Source organism: Pseudorhizobium xiangyangii, from assembly GCF_020531965.1.
GTDB classification, from domain to species: domain Bacteria; phylum Pseudomonadota; class Alphaproteobacteria; order Rhizobiales; family Rhizobiaceae; genus Neorhizobium; species Neorhizobium xiangyangii.
This window is the reverse complement of the sequence record NZ_JAJAWH010000045.1, coordinates 1-17,873: the sequence shown is the minus strand read 5'-3', so window position 1 is coordinate 17,873 and position 17,873 is coordinate 1. Positions and strand designations below refer to the sequence as shown.

General features: G+C 58.4%; 14 protein-coding genes and 1 tRNA gene. 13 read left to right on the top strand and 2 right to left on the bottom strand.

All coding sequences use genetic code 11. The features are described from left to right. A partial coding sequence (locus LH464_RS23155) for a hypothetical protein (protein ID WP_226788777.1) occupies nucleotides 1–200 on the bottom strand: 200 nt, incomplete at its 3' end. Nucleotides 201–253: 53 nt separating this feature from the next. On the opposite strand from LH464_RS23155, the gene LH464_RS23150 reads away from it, so the two are divergent. The 10 genes from LH464_RS23150 (at nucleotide 254) to LH464_RS23105 (ending at nucleotide 13,892) form a co-directional block, all read left to right on the top strand. Next, a tRNA-Trp gene (locus tag LH464_RS23150) sits at nucleotides 254–329 on the top strand. A gap of 189 nt (nucleotides 330–518) precedes the next feature. After that, on the top strand, nucleotides 519–719 hold the full coding sequence (secE, locus tag LH464_RS23145) for a preprotein translocase subunit SecE (protein ID WP_226788776.1): 201 nt from the start codon (nucleotides 519–521) through the stop codon (nucleotides 717–719). Nucleotides 720–733: 14 nt separating this feature from the next. Continuing rightward, a complete protein-coding gene (gene nusG / locus LH464_RS23140) occupies nucleotides 734–1,264 on the top strand; it encodes a transcription termination/antitermination protein NusG (protein ID WP_226788775.1) in 531 nt (176 codons plus the stop codon). Nucleotides 1,265–1,414: 150 nt separating this feature from the next. Beyond that, nucleotides 1,415–1,846, top strand: a complete 432-nt coding sequence (gene rplK / locus LH464_RS23135; RefSeq protein WP_226788774.1) for a 50S ribosomal protein L11 — start codon at nucleotides 1,415–1,417, stop codon at nucleotides 1,844–1,846. Nucleotide 1,847: 1 nt separating this feature from the next. Further along, entirely contained in the window at nucleotides 1,848–2,543 is a 696-nt protein-coding gene (gene rplA, locus LH464_RS23130) for a 50S ribosomal protein L1 (protein ID WP_226788773.1), read from the top strand. A gap of 277 nt (nucleotides 2,544–2,820) precedes the next feature. Continuing rightward, nucleotides 2,821–3,399, top strand: a complete 579-nt coding sequence (gene rplJ / locus LH464_RS23125) for a 50S ribosomal protein L10 (RefSeq protein WP_390625042.1) — start codon at nucleotides 2,821–2,823, stop codon at nucleotides 3,397–3,399. Between the two features lie 54 nt (nucleotides 3,400–3,453). After that, nucleotides 3,454–3,825, top strand: a complete 372-nt coding sequence (gene rplL, locus LH464_RS23120) for a 50S ribosomal protein L7/L12 (RefSeq protein ID WP_112459113.1) — start codon at nucleotides 3,454–3,456, stop codon at nucleotides 3,823–3,825. 250 nt (nucleotides 3,826–4,075) lie between these two features. Next, a complete protein-coding gene (gene rpoB / locus LH464_RS23115) occupies nucleotides 4,076–8,242 on the top strand; it encodes a DNA-directed RNA polymerase subunit beta (protein WP_226788771.1) in 4,167 nt (1,388 codons plus the stop codon). Nucleotides 8,243–8,445: 203 nt separating this feature from the next. Continuing rightward, nucleotides 8,446–12,651 (top strand): DNA-directed RNA polymerase subunit beta', encoded by a 4,206-nt coding sequence (rpoC, locus tag LH464_RS23110; protein WP_226788770.1) that lies wholly within the window; start codon nucleotides 8,446–8,448, stop codon nucleotides 12,649–12,651. Between the two features lie 179 nt (nucleotides 12,652–12,830). Next, nucleotides 12,831–13,892 (top strand): cytochrome-c peroxidase, encoded by a 1,062-nt coding sequence (locus LH464_RS23105; RefSeq protein ID WP_226788769.1) that lies wholly within the window; start codon nucleotides 12,831–12,833, stop codon nucleotides 13,890–13,892. A gap of 60 nt (nucleotides 13,893–13,952) precedes the next feature. Here the strand turns inward: LH464_RS23105 and LH464_RS23100 are convergent, their stop codons facing one another. Further along, entirely contained in the window at nucleotides 13,953–14,249 is a 297-nt protein-coding gene (locus tag LH464_RS23100; RefSeq protein WP_226788768.1) for a transcriptional regulator, read from the bottom strand. Nucleotides 14,250–14,736: 487 nt separating this feature from the next. Here LH464_RS23100 and rpsL point away from each other — a divergent pair, with 487 nt between their 5' ends. From rpsL to fusA, 3 genes are all read left to right on the top strand, one after another. Continuing rightward, the gene (gene rpsL, locus LH464_RS23095) at nucleotides 14,737–15,108 is read left to right on the top strand and encodes a 30S ribosomal protein S12 (RefSeq protein ID WP_003507760.1); all 372 of its coding nucleotides are present in this window, start codon (nucleotides 14,737–14,739) and stop codon (nucleotides 15,106–15,108) included. A gap of 80 nt (nucleotides 15,109–15,188) precedes the next feature. Then, a complete protein-coding gene (gene rpsG, locus LH464_RS23090) occupies nucleotides 15,189–15,659 on the top strand; it encodes a 30S ribosomal protein S7 (protein ID WP_226788767.1) in 471 nt (156 codons plus the stop codon). 33 nt (nucleotides 15,660–15,692) lie between these two features. Continuing rightward, on the top strand, nucleotides 15,693–17,792 hold the full coding sequence (gene fusA / locus LH464_RS23085; RefSeq protein WP_226788766.1) for an elongation factor G: 2,100 nt from the start codon (nucleotides 15,693–15,695) through the stop codon (nucleotides 17,790–17,792). Nucleotides 17,793–17,873 lie beyond the last annotated feature (81 nt).

Here is a 17,873-nt window from a genome sequence, read left to right as displayed (position 1 = left end):
TCGCCTCCATCATCGAGTAATTTCTGCTCGATGACTTGATTTGGCCCCGCCGGCGACGGCGGGGCCTTTTCTATTTGTGCGTCGTCCACCGTGGTCGAAAAGGTCTCCGGTCGGTGACGTGCGGATGGTTTGGGCGTCTTTTTCATTAAGTCCGGAAAGGCGAATATTTCCTTGGAATAACGCTTGTCATCGAGGGGCAAGTTGACTATTAAGCCGCGTGCCCGGTCGCGACAGTTTGTTGCCCGGGCATTGAAGGGGTATAGCTCAGTTGGTAGAGCGGCGGTCTCCAAAACCGCAGGTCGTCGGTTCAAGCCCGGCTGCCCCTGCCAGTCTCTCTGTTGCGGCCGATCGCTGCGATGTCGAGAGGCGAGGTTGCTAACCGCTAAGGTCGGCAAATTAATCGAATATCGATTCCCTCTTGTGAAAGTGGGCGTCGGTGTTTATGTAAGGCAAAACAGACACGCGGTGCGTGGGGCTGAGCGAGTTCAGCTTTACGTGCCGTAATGGCGTGGATATCGATGGCTTCCAAGACAAATCCAATTCAGTTTCTGCGACAGGTTCGCTCGGAAGCGTCGAAGATCACTTGGCCTTCACGTCGCGAGACGATGATATCGACCGCGATGGTCCTGCTGATGGTCATTTTCGCTGCTCTGTTTTTCTTTGCCGCTGACCAGCTTATCGGCTGGCTTATGAGCCTTGTGCTGAACGTCGGCAATTGATTGTGGAGATGAAGATGGCGGCGCGCTGGTATATCGTCCACGCATATTCGAACTTTGAGAAGAAGGTCGCGGAAGACATCGAGAACAAGGCTCGCCAGAAGGGGCTTGAGCACTTGTTTGAGAAGATTCTCGTGCCGACGGAGAAGGTGGTCGAGGTGCGCCGTGGCCGCAAGGTCGACAGCGAGCGCAAGTTCTTCCCGGGCTACGTCATGGTGCGCGCAAACCTCACCGACGAGGCCTATCACCTCATCAAGAATACGCCGAAGGTTACCGGCTTCCTCGGTTCGGACAGCAGGCCTGTTCCGATCCCTGATTATGAAGCCGAGCGAATCCTAGGTCAGGTGCAGGAGGGCGTCGAGCGTCCGAAGTCCTCCATCAGCTTCGAGATCGGCGAGCAGGTTCGCGTCTCCGATGGTCCGTTCGCTTCGTTCAACGGTACCGTTCAGGATGTCGACGAAGAGCGTTCGCGCCTCAAGGTCGAAGTTTCGATCTTCGGTCGTGCGACCCCGGTCGAACTGGAATACGCTCAGGTCGAAAAGGTCTGAACGGAAGGGGAGGGAACTCCCCTTATTTCGCGTGGAAGATGGCTGCCTGAAGCCGGGCATGCTCAATCGCACCACGCAACCGCAGCCGCCAGCCCTTCGGGTTGGCATGAGTGGACCGGCTAGCCGGTCCGATTAGAAAGGCAGAGAGAAATGGCTAAGAAAGTTGCAGGCCAGCTCAAGCTTCAGGTCAAGGCAGGATCGGCAAACCCGTCCCCGCCAATCGGCCCGGCGCTTGGTCAGCGTGGCATTAACATCATGGAATTCTGCAAGGCGTTCAATGCCGCCACGCAGGAAATGGAAAAGGGTATGCCGATCCCGGTCGTCATCACCTATTACCAGGACAAGTCCTTCACCTTCGTCATGAAGCAGCCGCCGATTACCTACTGGCTGAAGAAGGAAGCGAAGATCACGTCCGGTTCCAAGACGCCTGGTAAGGGCGGCAAGGCCGGCACCATCACCAAGGCTCAGGTCCGTGCGATCGCCGAAGGTAAGATGAAGGATCTAAACGCGGCCGATATCGAAGGCGCAATGCTGATGGTTGAGGGTTCTGCCCGCTCCATGGGCCTGGAAGTGGTGGCGTAACATGGTAAAAGTTGCAAAGCGTCTCCAGAAGATCCGCGAAGGCGTTGATCCGACCAAGCTCGTCGCTCTCTCCGACGCCATCTCGATGGTGAAGGAACGCGCGGTCGCCAAGTTCGACGAAACCGTCGAGATCGCGATGAACCTCGGTGTCGACCCGCGTCACGCCGACCAGATGGTTCGTGGCGTTGTCAATCTGCCGAACGGCACGGGCCGTGACGTTCGCGTTGCCGTCTTCGCTCGTGGCGCCAAGGCTGACGAAGCCAAGGCTGCCGGTGCAGACATCGTTGGCGCCGAAGACCTTCTCGAAATCGTCCAGGGCGGCAAGATCGATTTCGATCGCTGCATCGCAACCCCGGACATGATGCCGCTCGTCGGCCGCCTCGGTAAGGTTCTCGGCCCGCGTGGCATGATGCCGAACCCGAAGGTCGGTACGGTCACCATGGATGTGGCCGGTGCGGTCAAGGCTTCCAAGGGCGGCGCTGTCGAGTTCCGCGTTGAAAAGGCCGGTATCGTTCACGCCGGCATCGGCAAGGCTTCCTTCGACGCCAAGGCGCTTGAAGAGAACATCAAGGCCTTCGCTGACGCCGTCGTTAAAGCAAAGCCGGCTGGCGCCAAGGGTAACTACGTCAAGCGCGTAGCGATCTCCTCGACGATGGGTCCTGGCGTCAAGATCGACCCGTCGACGGTTACGGCCTAATAAACGTTCAGAGCCCTCGTTGGTTCTGACAAAAGAATTCCCGGTCCTTCGGGGCCGGGAATTTCCAGGGAAACCTGGAACTCCTGTCCGAGATTGTGGGCGGCCTTAGGGCCTTAATGAACGCCTGCATGAGACGGGTAAGAACGGATTTTTCAGATGCTTCGCGCATCAATTGAAAGTTGGTTCGAGCCTGGTGTGCCTTGTGCTTGCAGCTACGGCTGCGGAGCAGGGGGGCAGGATCCTCAAGCGCCGCTTGGGATCTTTTAGTAGATCCTTTGTGGCAAAGGCAAACCGATGGGGCCTGCAGGATTGCGGTCCCGTCAACTGGAGACAGACAGTGGAAAGAGCGGAAAAACGCGAATTCGTCACGGAGCTGAACGAAGTCTTCAAGGCTTCCGGTTCGGTTGTCGTGGCCCACTATGCTGGTGTCACAGTTGCGCAGATGAACGACTTCCGTTCGAAGATGCGCGCTGCTGGCGGCACTATCAAAGTCGCGAAGAACCGCCTGGCCAAGATCGCTCTTCAGGGTACGGAGTCCGAAGGGATCGTTGATCTCTTCAAGGGTCAGACGCTGATTGCTTACAGCGTCGATCCGATCGTGGCTCCAAAGGTCGTCATGGATTTTGCCAAGACCAACGACAAGATCGTTGTTCTCGGTGGCTCCATGGGTGCGACGATGCTCAATGCGGATGCAGTCAAGTCGCTTGCGACCCTGCCGTCGCTGGACGAGCTTCGCGCCATGCTTCTGGGCATGATCCAGACGCCGGCCACCCGTATCGCAGGGGTCGTTGCAGCACCGGCAAGCCAGCTTGCCCGCGTGTTTGCGGCCTATGCAAAGAAGGACGAAGCCGCTTAAGGCGGTTTTTCGCTGTTCAAAACCAAGTTCGAACCAATATAAGGAACTATGAAAATGGCTGATCTCGCAAAGATCGTTGACGACCTCTCGGCTCTGACCGTTCTGGAAGCTGCTGAACTTTCGAAGCTTCTCGAAGAAAAGTGGGGCGTTTCTGCAGCTGCTCCTGTAGCTGTTGCTGCTGCTGCCGGCCCGGCTGCTGCCGTTGAAGAAGAAAAGACCGAGTTCGACGTCATCCTTACGGATGCCGGCGCGAACAAGATCAACGTCATCAAGGAAGTCCGCGCCATCACCGGCCTGGGCCTCAAGGAAGCCAAGGACCTCGTCGAAGGCGCTCCGAAGGCTGTCAAGGAAGCTGTTTCCAAGGCTGAAGCTGCTGACCTCAAGAAGAAGCTTGAAGACGCCGGCGCCAAGGTCGACGTTAAGTAATATCGGAATACGGAGGGAGAGGGCGCAAGCCTTCTCCCATCGCTCGTTCCTTTGAACTAATTACCCAAAAGCCCATGAAACGGCTTTTGGGTAATGGGTTCTCAAGAGGATGGTCTCCTTCCAGGTGGTACGGCAATCCGGCCGGCGGTCTGGACAGTGAGACGAGATTGAACACCCATGATCGACGGGATCGACTGGCCAGCGAATCCCGTCCGTTGCAGGCCCGGATGCAATTTTTGAAGGAGCGACGATGGCTCAGACCCTTTCGTTCAACGGTCGTAGGCGCGTACGCAAGTTTTTTGGAAAAATCCCCGAAGTCACACAGATGCCGAATCTCATCGAGGTTCAGAAGGCGTCGTATGACCAGTTTCTCATGGTTGATGAGCCGGAAGGCGGGCGTCCTGACGATGGTCTGAACGCCGTTTTCAAGTCGGTTTTCCCGATTACGGACTTTTCGGGCGCCTCCATGCTCGAATTCGTCTCCTATGAGTTCGAGCTGCCGAAGTTCGATGTCGAAGAGTGCCGTCAGCGCGATCTGACCTACGCAGCGCCGCTGAAGGTGACGCTGCGCCTCATCGTGTTCGATATCGACGAGGATACCGGCGCGAAGTCCATCAAGGACATCAAGGAACAGTCCGTCTACATGGGCGATATGCCGCTCATGACCAACAACGGCACGTTCATCGTCAACGGCACCGAGCGAGTCATCGTTTCGCAGATGCACCGTTCGCCGGGCGTGTTCTTCGATCACGACAAGGGCAAGAGCCATTCTTCCGGCAAGCTGCTGTTCGCTGCCCGCGTGATCCCTTATCGCGGTTCCTGGCTCGACATCGAGTTCGACGCCAAGGACATCGTGTTCGCGCGTATCGACCGTCGCCGCAAGATCCCCGTGAGCTCGCTGCTGATGGCGCTCGGCATGGACGGCGAGGAAATTCTCGACACGTTCTATACCAAGTCTGTCTACAAGCGTGACGGCGACGGCTGGCGGATTCCGTTCCATCCCGAGACCCTCAAGGGCACCAAGGCTTTGTCCGACATGATCGACGCCGACACCGGCGAGGTTGTGGTCGAATCCGGCAAGAAGTTGACCCCGCGTCTTCTCAAGCAGCTGACAGAAAAGGGCCTCAAGGCTCTCAAGGCCAGCGACGACGATCTGGTTGGTAACTTTATCGCCGAAGACATCGTCAACGTGGAGACAGGCGAAGTCTATCTCGAAGCAGGTGATGAGCTCGACATGACGCTCGACGCCAAGAGCGGCGAACGCAAGGGCAGCTTGATCGACATCATCAAGCTCGGCTTTGACGAGATCCCGGTTCTCGGCATCGACCACATCAATGTCGGCGCCTACATCCGCAACACGCTGTCTGCCGACAAGAACGAGAGCCGGCAGGACGCGCTGTTCGATATCTACCGCGTCATGCGTCCCGGTGAACCGCCGACCATGGAATCGGCCGAAGCCATGTTCAACTCGCTGTTCTTCGACAGCGAGCGCTACGATCTCTCCGCGGTTGGCCGCGTGAAGATGAACATGCGCCTCGACCTCGACGCGCCGGACACCGTCCGCACGCTCCGCAAGGAAGACATTCTGGCGGTCGTCAGGATGCTTGTCGAGCTACGCGACGGCAAGGGCGAGATCGACGATATCGACAACCTCGGCAACCGCCGTGTTCGTTCGGTCGGCGAGTTGATGGAGAACCAGTATCGTCTGGGTCTGCTCCGCATGGAGCGCGCCATCAAGGAACGCATGTCGTCGATCGAGATCGACACCGTCATGCCGCAGGACCTGATCAACGCCAAGCCGGCTGCCGCTGCTGTTCGCGAATTCTTCGGCTCCTCGCAGCTGTCGCAGTTCATGGACCAGGTGAACCCGCTTTCGGAAATCACCCACAAGCGCCGTCTTTCGGCTCTTGGACCGGGTGGTCTGACCCGCGAGCGCGCAGGCTTTGAAGTCCGCGACGTTCATCCGACCCACTACGGCCGTATTTGCCCGATCGAAACGCCGGAAGGCCCGAATATCGGTCTGATCAACTCGCTCGCAACCTTTGCGCGGGTCAACAAGTACGGCTTCATCGAAAGCCCGTACCGCAAGATCATCGACGGTGTCGTGACCAAGGAAGTGCTTTACCTCTCCGCAATGGAAGAGGCCAAGTACTACGTGGCGCAGGCGAATGCCGAGCTCGATAAGAACGGCTCTTTCGTTGAAGAGTTCGTGGTCTGCCGTCATGCTGGCGAAGTCATGCTGTCCCCGCGCGACACCATCAACCTGATGGACGTTTCGCCGAAGCAGCTCGTCTCCGTCGCTGCGGCTCTGATCCCGTTCCTGGAAAACGACGACGCCAACCGCGCTCTCATGGGCTCGAACATGCAGCGTCAGGCCGTGCCTCTGGTACGCGCTGAAGCCCCGTTCGTCGGCACCGGCATGGAGCCGGTCGTGGCCCGTGACTCTGGCGCTGCCATTGCTGCCCGTCGTGGCGGCGTGGTCGACCAGGTCGACGCGACACGTATCGTTATCCGCGCCACGGAAGAACTCGAATCCGGCCGGTCCGGCGTCGATATCTACCGGCTCCAGAAGTTCCAGCGTTCGAACCAGAACACCTGCGTCAACCAGCGCCCGCTGGTCGCCGTCGGCGACATTCTGAACAAGGGCGACATCATCGCTGACGGTCCGTCGACCGACCTCGGTGACTTGGCTCTCGGCCGCAACGCGCTCGTCGCGTTCATGCCCTGGAACGGCTACAACTACGAAGACTCGATCCTGCTCTCCGAGCGCATCGTGTCGGACGACGTGTTCACCTCCATCCACATCGAAGAATTCGAAGTGATGGCGCGCGACACCAAGCTTGGTCCGGAAGAAATCACCCGCGACATTCCGAATGTTTCGGAAGAAGCGCTGAAGAACCTCGACGAAGCCGGTATCGTTTACATCGGCGCTGAAGTGACACCAGGCGATATCCTCGTCGGCAAGATAACGCCGAAGGGCGAAAGCCCGATGACGCCGGAAGAAAAGCTTCTCCGCGCCATCTTCGGTGAAAAGGCTTCCGACGTTCGCGACACGTCCATGCGCATGCCTCCGGGCACTTTCGGCACCATCGTCGAAGTTCGCGTCTTCAATCGCCACGGCGTTGAGAAGGACGAACGTGCGATGGCGATCGAGCGTGAGGAAATCGAACGCCTCGCCAAGGACCGTGACGACGAGCAGGCGATCCTCGACCGTAACGTCTACGGCCGTCTGATCGACATGCTGCGTGGCCAGAAGTCCGTTGCTGGTCCGAAGGGCTTCAAGAAGGGCGTCGATCTGAACAACGCCATCGTCTCGGAGTATCCGCGTTCGCAGTGGTGGATGTTCGCCGTCGAAGACGAGAGCATCCAGGGCGAGATTGAAGCCCTGCGTGGTCAGTACGACGAATCCAAGTCGCGCCTTGAGCAGCGCTTCATGGACAAGGTCGAAAAGGTCCAGCGCGGCGACGAAATGCCTCCTGGCGTCATGAAGATGGTCAAGGTCTTTGTTGCTGTGAAGCGCAAGATCCAGCCGGGCGACAAGATGGCCGGCCGTCACGGTAACAAGGGCGTTGTCTCTCGTATCGTTCCGGTCGAAGACATGCCGTTCCTCGAAGACGGTACGCATGTCGACATCGTTCTGAACCCGTTGGGCGTGCCTTCGCGCATGAACGTCGGCCAGATCCTCGAGACGCACCTCGCATGGGCTTGCGCCGGCATGGGCAAGCGTATCGGTGAAATGCTGGAAGAGTATAAGAAGTCCAGCGACATCACCGATCTGAAGCGTGAGTTGAGGGAAACCTACGCCAGCATGGCCAACGACGAAGTGGCGAACTTCGACGACGAGTCTCTCGTTCGTCTCGCCGAGCAGTCGAAGCGCGGTGTCTCGATCGCGACGCCGGTCTTTGACGGTGCTCACGAGCCGGATGTTGCACACATGCTGACGAAGGCAGGTCTCGACCCGTCGGGTCAGTCGGTCCTGTACGATGGTCGTACGGGCGAACAGTTCGACCGCAAGGTCACTGTTGGCTACATGTACATGATCAAGCTGAACCACCTTGTCGACGACAAGATCCACGCTCGTTCGATCGGTCCGTACTCGCTCGTCACCCAGCAGCCGCTTGGTGGTAAGGCGCAGTTCGGTGGCCAGCGCTTCGGCGAAATGGAGGTCTGGGCTCTGGAAGCCTATGGTGCCGCCTACACGCTGCAGGAAATGCTGACCGTGAAGTCGGACGACGTGGCCGGCCGTACCAAGGTCTACGAAGCGATCGTCCGTGGCGACGACACGTTCGAGGCCGGTATTCCGGAGAGCTTCAACGTTCTCGTCAAGGAAATGCGTTCTCTTGGTCTCTCCGTCGAGCTTGAAAACTCGAAGCTGGAGACGGGCGAGGCGGGTCAGCTGCCGGACGCAGCCGAGTAATCTCCGAAAGGCGCGCGCTGCCTGGTGGCGCGCGCCTCTCCTCTCCTGTCGGGTGTGGACCTGAAGGGTAGGGGAAGTTTCGCCGCATTCTGCGGCTAAGACCGTTTTTGAGCGTCGGACCTTGCGTCCCGGGAATTGGGCCCCGGAAACTGCGAAGGTCACGATTGCAAGCTGAGGGCTAATAGCCCCGTAAGGAGATAGGCATGAACCAAGAGGTCATGAATCTTTTCAACCCGCAGGTGCCGGCACAGCACTTCGATTCGATCCGTATATCGATCGCGTCTCCCGAGAAGATTCTCTCCTGGTCCTACGGCGAAATCAAAAAGCCGGAGACCATCAACTACCGTACGTTCAAGCCGGAGCGTGACGGTCTCTTCTGCGCGCGCATCTTCGGACCGATCAAGGACTATGAGTGCCTGTGCGGCAAGTACAAGCGCATGAAGTACAAGGGCATCATTTGCGAAAAGTGCGGCGTCGAAGTTACGCTGTCGCGCGTTCGCCGCGAGCGCATGGGCCATATCGAGCTTGCTGCTCCGGTTGCCCATATCTGGTTCCTGAAGTCGCTTCCTTCGCGCATCTCGACGCTGCTCGACATGACGTTGAAGGATGTTGAGCGCGTTCTGTACTTCGAGAACTACATCGTGACCGAGCCGGGTCTCACCTCGCTCAAGGAAAACCAGCTTCTTTCCGAAGAAGAGTACATGATCGCCGTCGACGAGTTCGGCGAAGACCAGTTCACCGCGATGATTGGCGCCGAAGCCATCTACGAGATGCTGGCTTCGATGAACCTCGAGCGTATCGCTGGCGAACTGCGTACAGAGCTGGCGGAAACAACGTCCGACCTGAAGCAGAAGAAGTTCATGAAGCGTCTCAAGATCGTTGAGAACTTCATGGAATCCGGCAATCGTCCTGAATGGATGATCATGAAGGTTGTTCCCGTGATCCCGCCGGACCTGCGTCCGCTGGTTCCGCTGGATGGTGGCCGCTTTGCGACTTCCGACTTGAACGACCTGTACCGCCGCGTGATCAACCGTAACAACCGCTTGAAGCGCCTTATCGAGCTTCGTGCGCCGGGCATCATCATCCGCAACGAAAAGCGCATGCTGCAGGAATCTGTGGACGCGCTGTTCGACAACGGTCGCCGTGGCCGCGTTATCACCGGTGCTAACAAGCGTCCGCTGAAGTCGCTGTCCGACATGCTCAAGGGCAAGCAGGGCCGCTTCCGCCAGAACCTTCTCGGCAAGCGCGTCGACTATTCGGGCCGTTCGGTTATCGTGACTGGTCCGGAACTGAAGCTGCACCAGTGCGGTCTTCCCAAGAAGATGGCGCTCGAACTCTTCAAGCCGTTCATCTACGCCCGCCTCGACGCCAAGGGTTATTCCTCGACCGTCAAGCAGGCCAAGAAGCTGGTTGAAAAGGAAAAGCCGGAAGTTTGGGATATCCTCGACGAGGTCATCCGCGAGCATCCGGTTCTCTTGAACCGCGCACCGACGCTGCACCGCCTGGGCATCCAGGCCTTCGAACCGATCCTGGTCGAAGGCAAGGCCATCCAGTTGCACCCGCTCGTCTGCACGGCCTTCAACGCCGACTTCGACGGCGACCAGATGGCTGTTCACGTGCCGCTGTCGCTCGAGGCTCAGCTTGAAGCCCGCGTTCTGATGATGTCGACGAACAACATCCTGCATCCGGCCAACGGTGCTCCGATCATCGTTCCGTCGCAGGACATGGTTCTCGGCCTTTACTACCTGTCGATCCTGAACCAGAACGAGCCGGGCGAAGGCATGGTCTTCTCCGACCTGGGCGAACTTCACCACGCTCTGGAAAACAAGGTCGTCACCCTGCATGCCAAGATCCGCGGTCGTTTCAAGACGGTCGACGAAGAAGGCAAGCCGGTCTCAAAGATCTATGAAACGACGCCTGGCCGCATGATCATCGGCGAACTTCTGCCGAAGAACCCGAACGTGCCGTTCGACATTTGCAACCAGGAAATGACCAAGAAGAACATCTCCAAGATGATCGACGCGGTCTACCGTCACTGCGGCCAGAAGGACACTGTGATCTTCTGCGATCGCATCATGCAGCTCGGCTTTACCAATGCGTGCAAGGCCGGCATTTCCTTCGGTAAGGATGACATGGTCATTCCTGACTCCAAGGCCAAGATCGTCGGTGACACCGAAAGCCTGGTGAAGGAATACGAACAGCAGTACAACGACGGTCTCATCACCCAGGGCGAAAAGTACAACAAGGTTGTTGACGCATGGGGCAAGGCTACCGACAAGGTTGCTGAAGACATGATGGCCCGTATTAAGGCTGTAGAGTTCGATGACAACGGTCGTCAGAAGCCGATGAACGCGATCTACATGATGTCCCACTCCGGCGCCCGTGGTTCTCCGAACCAGATGCGTCAGCTGGGCGGCATGCGCGGCCTGATGGCAAAGCCGTCGGGTGAAATCATCGAAACGCCGATCATTTCGAACTTCAAGGAAGGCCTGACCGTTAACGAGTACTTCAACTCGACTCACGGTGCCCGTAAGGGTCTGGCAGACACCGCCTTGAAGACGGCTAACTCAGGTTACCTGACCCGCCGTCTCGTCGACGTGGCGCAGGATTGCATCGTCGTGACGCCGGATTGCGGCACCGAGACTGGTCTGACCATGACGGCTATCGTCGATGCGGGCCAGGTCGTTGCTTCCATCGGTACGCGCGTTCTCGGTCGTACGGCTCTGGACGATATCGACCATCCGGTCACGGGTGAGCGTATCGTTGATGCCGGACGCATGATCCTCGAGCCGGATGTCATCGAAATCGAGAAGGCTGGTATCCAGTCGATCCGCATTCGTTCGGCTCTGACCTGCGAAGTTCAGACCGGCGTCTGCGTAGTTTGCTACGGTCGCGACCTTGCTCGCGGTACCCCCGTCAACATGGGTGAGGCCGTCGGCGTTATCGCCGCTCAGTCCATCGGTGAACCGGGCACCCAGCTCACCATGCGTACCTTCCACTTGGGTGGTACGGCGACGGTGGTCGACCAATCGTTCCTGGAAGCCTCGTACGAGGGAACGGTTCAGATCAAGAACCGCAACATGCTGCGTAACTCGGAAGGCGTTCTCGTCGCGATGGGCCGTAACATGGCGGTGACGATCCTGGACGAGCGTAACGTCGAGCGTTCGTCGCAGCGCGTTGCCTACGGTTCGAAGCTGCTGGTGGACGACGGGGACAAGGTCAAGCGTGGGCAGCGTCTCGCCGAGTGGGATCCTTATACCCGCCCGATGATGACGGAAGTGGAAGGTACGGTTCACTTCGAAGACGTGGTCGACTCGATCTCGGTTTCGGAATCGACCGACGAGTCTACCGGCATCACCAAGCGTCAGGTCATCGACTGGCGTTCGACGCCGCGCGGTACCGATCTGAAGCCGGCAATCCTCATCAAGGACGCTTCCGGTAACATGATGAAGCTTGCCCGTGGTGGCGATGCTCGCTTCATGCTTTCGGTCGACGCGATCTTGTCCGTCGAGCCGGGTCAGAAGGTAAGCCAGGGTGACGTTCTTGCGCGTGTTCCATTGGAAAGCGCCAAGACGAAGGACATCACCGGTGGTCTGCCGCGCGTTGCCGAACTGTTCGAGGCACGTCGTCCGAAGGATCACGCCATCATCGCTGAGATCGATGGTACGATCCGCCTCGGCCGCGACTACAAGAACAAGCGGCGCGTGATGATCGAGCCTGCCGAAGACGGTATCGAGCCGGTCGAGTACCTGATCCCGAAGGGCAAGCCCTTCCACCTTCAGGACGGCGACTACATCGAGAAGGGTGATTACATCCTCGACGGTAACCCGGCACCGCACGACATCCTGGCGATCAAGGGCGTGGAAGCACTCGCTTCCTACCTCGTGAACGAAATCCAGGAAGTCTATCGTTTGCAGGGCGTTGTCATCAACGACAAGCACATCGAAGTCATCGTCCGTCAGATGCTGCAGAAGGTGGAAATCACCGATGCAGGTGATAGCCAGTACATCGTCGGCGACAACGTCGACCGCATCGAACTGGACGACGCCAACGACGTTCTGATCGGAGAGGGCAAGAAGCCGGCATTCGGCGATCCTGTCTTGCTCGGCATCACCAAGGCATCGCTGCAGACGCCGTCGTTTATCTCGGCCGCATCCTTCCAGGAGACCACCAAGGTTCTCACGGAAGCTGCGATCGCCGGCAAGACCGACACGCTGCAGGGCCTCAAGGAAAACGTCATCGTCGGCCGCCTGATCCCGGCTGGTACCGGCGGTACCATGACGCAGATCCGCCGCATCGCGACTTCGCGCGACGACCTCATCCTCGAGGAACGCCGCAAGAGCTCCGGTGCCTCGGCCGCAACGCCGATGCTTCAGGAATTGTCGGGCGAAAACACGCCTGCTGAATGAGGTAGCAAGGCGAGTGCAAGATGTCGCGCTCGCCGGACTTGACGAATGGAAAACGCCCGGAGCAATCCGGGCGTTTTTCCGTTTCGACTATTAGCGATGGGTGATTTATTGACCTGACTCAACGCCGCAGTTTGGAAGAGTTTTAAAGTAGATTCGTTCAATTAAGAACGGAGGCTCAAATGAAAAAGCTCTTGTCGTCGGTCGCCCTCGGCGTATTCCTGGCGACTGCGGCCGTTGCGGCTGAGCCGGTTCCCGCCAACCTAAGGGAAACCGCGCTCGAACTGTTTAAACCGCTGCCATCGACAATCCCGGCAGTCAGAGACAACAAGATCACACCTGAAAAGATCAAACTGGGCAAGGCGCTGTTCTTTGATCCACGCATGTCGGCGTCGGGTGTCTTCTCGTGTAACTCTTGCCACAACCTCGCAACCGGCGGGGACGATAACCTTGAGACATCGATTGGTCACGGCTGGCAGAAGGGTCCACGCAACTCGCCGACGGCTCTGAATGCGGTGTTCAACATTGCCCAGTTCTGGGACGGTCGCGCCGAGGACCTCAAGGCGCAGGCCAAGGGCCCGGTTCAGGCTGGCGTCGAAATGGCCAATACGCCGGACAACGTCATCGCCACGCTCAAGTCGATGCCGGACTATGTGACCTGGTTCAAGGAGGCCTTCCCGGAGGAGGCGGATCCAGTCACCTTCGACAACTTTGCCAAGGCAATCGAAGCCTACGAAGCGACGCTGATTACGCCGGCCCCATTCGACGCGTACCTGAACGGTGACGAAGATGCGCTGAGCGTAAAAGCCAAGCAGGGCCTCGATCTCTTCATGGACAAGGGTTGCGCCTCATGCCATGCGGGCATCAACGTCGGCGGGGAGGGGTACTATCCCTTCGGCCTGATCGAACGGCCTGGTGCCGAGGTCCTGCCGGAGAACGACAAGGGTCGCTTCGCTGTCACGAACACGGCAGATGATTCCTACGTGTTCCGCGCGGCTCCGCTTCGCAACATCGCCGTGACGGCTCCATACTTCCATTCGGGCAAGGTTTGGGATCTGAAACAGGCCGTCGCCATCATGGGCACGTCGCAGTTGGGTGAGGAGCTGAACGACGGTGAAGTCGACCTGATCGTCGCCTTCCTCGACACGCTCACCGGCAAGATGCCGGATGTCAGCTATCCGGTCCTCCCGGCGGAAACGGCTGCTACTCCGCGCCCGATCAGCGTGATCACCAAGGCCGATTAACGTAAGAGCCGACACCGACACGAGCATCCGCCGGTTCGCCGGCGGATGCTTTTGCTGTCGTCAGTTATCGAAGCGGATGATGGCGACCTCGCCCTCGAGTGCGCCCTGATACGCGGAAGCGTGCGGCTCTTCGTCGGGTACGTCCTGCAGGACGCCGATCTGGTCAAGGTCGGCTTCGATGAAGCCTTCTTCGGACAGTGCGTTCAGCGCTTCCCTGACAGCGGAGTCGTCGTCGGGCGCGCGCAACAGGATGTGCATCTCTATTCCCGCGCTGTCCTTGGCTTCGTAGGCCTTGCCGATGATGATGAAAACCATTGGCCCATCGAGGCTGTTGTCGTTATCTGGTGTGCTTTCCATCATCTTCTCCGTTTGGCGGGCGGCGCTGGCTGGCAAACTCAAAGCCCGGCGCCAGGTTCAACTGATTCTGAGACCGGTAAACGCGCTTTTTAAAATCAGTTCAACGAGTCTTGCGCAAAAGTGACTGAATTCTTAATTTTATGTCACCGGTACTGCCGCAGAGGGCCTGGAATCCATTATTTTCCCCGCCGGCCTTGACGGGAAAGGGGTAAAACAGTAAACGCCGCACCATCGGAAGCGATGTGAGGCTTGCCCGTTCGGAACGACTCGTTCCGGAGTACGTCTCAAACAAGGTTCCAGACGCACGTTGAAGACGCAAATGCTGCACGCATGACGCATGAAAAATGCGTCCTCTGCCTTTTGTGGTCCATCCGGAGTTCCGGATAGGGCCACGTTTTGCGCATGAGGCAATGTGTGTGTCGTCGCCGGAAACGGCATCAGATTGGCCCGAAAGGGTTTGGAAGAAGATTTTGCAAGGGATGGTTATATGCCTACCGTAAACCAGCTGATCCGCAAGCCGCGTCAGGCACAGGTAAAGCGCAACAAGGTTCCTGCTCTGCAGGAAAATCCGCAGAAGCGTGGCGTTTGCACCCGCGTTTACACGACGACCCCGAAGAAGCCGAACTCGGCTCTGCGTAAGGTTGCCAAGATCCGTCTGACGAATGGCTTCGAAGTCATCGGCTACATCCCGGGTGAAGGCCACAACCTTCAGGAACACTCGGTGGTGATGATCCGTGGCGGCCGCGTAAAGGACTTGCCGGGCGTTCGTTATCACATCATCCGCGGCGTTCTCGACACCCAGGGCGTTAAGAACCGCAAGCAGCGCCGTTCGAAGTACGGTGCGAAGCGTCCGAAGTAATATTCGGATCAACCCGATCATGGCGCTGCGCGAGGTTCTCCGCGTGATAAAGCGCCCAACACCTTTGAGAGACGAAAAGTATGTCTAGACGCCACAGTGCAGAAAAGCGCGAGATCAACCCGGACCCGAAGTTCGGCGATCTCATCGTCACCAAGTTCATGAACGCCATCATGCTCCACGGCAAGAAGTCCGTGGCTGAAGGCATCGTGTACGGCGCGTTCGACGCCGTGCAGGGCAAGGCAAAGCAGGAGCCCCTGGGAATCTTCCACCAGGCCCTCGACAATGTTGCTCCGCACGTTGAAGTCCGCTCGCGCCGCGTCGGTGGTGCAACGTATCAGGTTCCGGTCGATGTTCGTCCTGAGCGCCGCCAGGCTCTCGCGATCCGCTGGCTGATCGCTGCTGCCCGCAAGCGCAACGAAACCACGATGATCGATCGCCTCTCGGGTGAGTTGATGGACGCCGCGAACAACCGCGGTTCGGCCGTCAAGAAGCGCGAAGACACGCACAAGATGGCGGACGCCAACCGCGCATTCTCGCACTACCGTTGGTAATCTTCATCCGATCGAAATTCGAAAGGCAGTCCTATGGCTCGCGAGTATAAAATCGAAGACTACCGAAATTTCGGTATCATGGCGCACATCGACGCCGGCAAGACAACGACGACCGAGCGGATCCTGTACTACACGGGCAAGTCGCATAAGATCGGCGAAGTTCATGACGGCGCCGCCACGATGGACTGGATGGAGCAGGAGCAGGAGCGTGGTATCACGATCACTTCCGCTGCGACCACGACCTACTGGAAGGGTCGCGACGGCAAGATGCGTCGCTTCAACATCATCGACACCCCCGGCCACGTCGACTTCACCATTGAAGTCGAACGCTCGCTGCGCGTTCTCGACGGTGCGATCGCTCTTCTCGATGCCAACGCAGGCGTAGAGCCGCAGACGGAAACCGTCTGGCGTCAGGCTGAGAAGTACAACGTTCCGCGTATGATCTTCTGCAACAAGATGGACAAGACCGGTGCGGACTTCTATCGCTCGGTCGAGATGATCAAGACCCGTCTTGGTGCCATCGCGGTTGTCATGCAGCTCCCGATCGGTGCAGAAACCGAATTCAAGGGCGTTGTCGACCTGGTCGAGATGAACGCGCTTGTATGGCGCGACGAGTCGCTCGGCGCTGCCTGGGACGTCGTTGAGATCCCGGAAGACATGAAGGCCAAGGCCGAAGAATATCGCGAAAAGCTGATCGAGACTGTTGTCGAGGTCGACGAAGCGGCGATGGAAGACTACCTGAACGGCATCATGCCGGACAACGACAAGATCCGCGCCCTGGTTCGCCGCGGCACGATCGACGTCAAGTTCCATCCGATGTTCTGCGGCACAGCCTTCAAGAACAAGGGCGTTCAGCCGCTTCTTGACGCGGTTGTCGACTACCTGCCGTCGCCGCTCGACATTCCGGCGATCAAGGGCATCGACTTCAAGACGGAAGCTGAAATCGAGCGTCATCCTGACGATAACGAGCCGCTTTCGATGCTTGCGTTCAAGATCATGAACGACCCCTTCGTTGGTTCGCTGACGTTTGCACGCATCTACTCCGGCAAGCTCGAAAAGGGCGTGTCGGTCATGAACACGGTCAAGGACAAGCGCGAGCGTGTCGGCCGTATGCTGCAGATGCACTCCAACAGCCGTGAAGACATCGAGGAAGCCTTCTCTGGCGACATCGTTGCTCTGGCCGGTCTGAAGGAAACCACCACGGGTGACACGCTCTGCGATCCGCTGAAGCCGGTTATCCTTGAGCGCATGGAATTCCCCGAGCCGGTCATCCAGATCGCGATCGAGCCGAAGTCCAAGGGCGACCAGGAAAAGATGGGCCTCGCGCTCAACCGCCTGGCTGCTGAGGATCCGTCCTTCCGCGTGAAGACGGACCAGGAATCGGGTCAGACGATCATTGCCGGCATGGGCGAACTTCACCTCGACATTCTCGTTGACCGTATGCGTCGCGAATTCAAGGTTGAAGCTACCGTCGGTGCTCCGCAGGTTGCTTACCGCGAAACCATCACGCGCCAGCACGAAGAAGACTACACGCACAAGAAGCAGTCCGGTGGTACCGGCCAGTTCGCGCGCGTCAAGATCATCTTCGAACCGAACCCGGATGGCGAAGAGTTCAAGTTCGAATCCAAGATCGTCGGCGGTGCTGTTCCGAAGGAATACATCCCGGGCGTGCAGAAGGGTATCGAAAGCGTTCTGTCTTCCGGTCCTCTGGCTGGCTTCCCGATGCTCGGCGTCAAGGCGACGCTCATCGACGGTGCATTCCACGATGTTGACTCGTCGGTTCTCGCCTTCGAAATCGCATCGCGTGCCTGCTTCCGTGAAGCAGCGAAGAAGGCTGGTGCACAGCTTCTTGAGCCGATGATGAAGGTCGAGGTTGTTACGCCGGAAGATTACGTCGGTGACGTTATCGGTGACCTGAACTCCCGCCGTGGTCAGATCCAGGGTCAGGAAGCCCGCGGTATTGCCGTTGTCATCAACGCGCACGTCCCGCTGGCCAACATGTTCAAGTACGTCGACAACCTGCGCTCCATGTCGCAGGGTCGCGCCCAGTACTCGATGGTGTTCGACCATTACGCTCCGGTCCCGTCCAACGTGGCAACGGAAATCCAGGCAAAGTATTCCGGTCAGAAGTGACCGGACTACACTGAACCTAACAGCGAATTACCCCGCACGGGGATAAGAACGGAGAGCCTGCAATGGCAAAGAGCAAGTTTG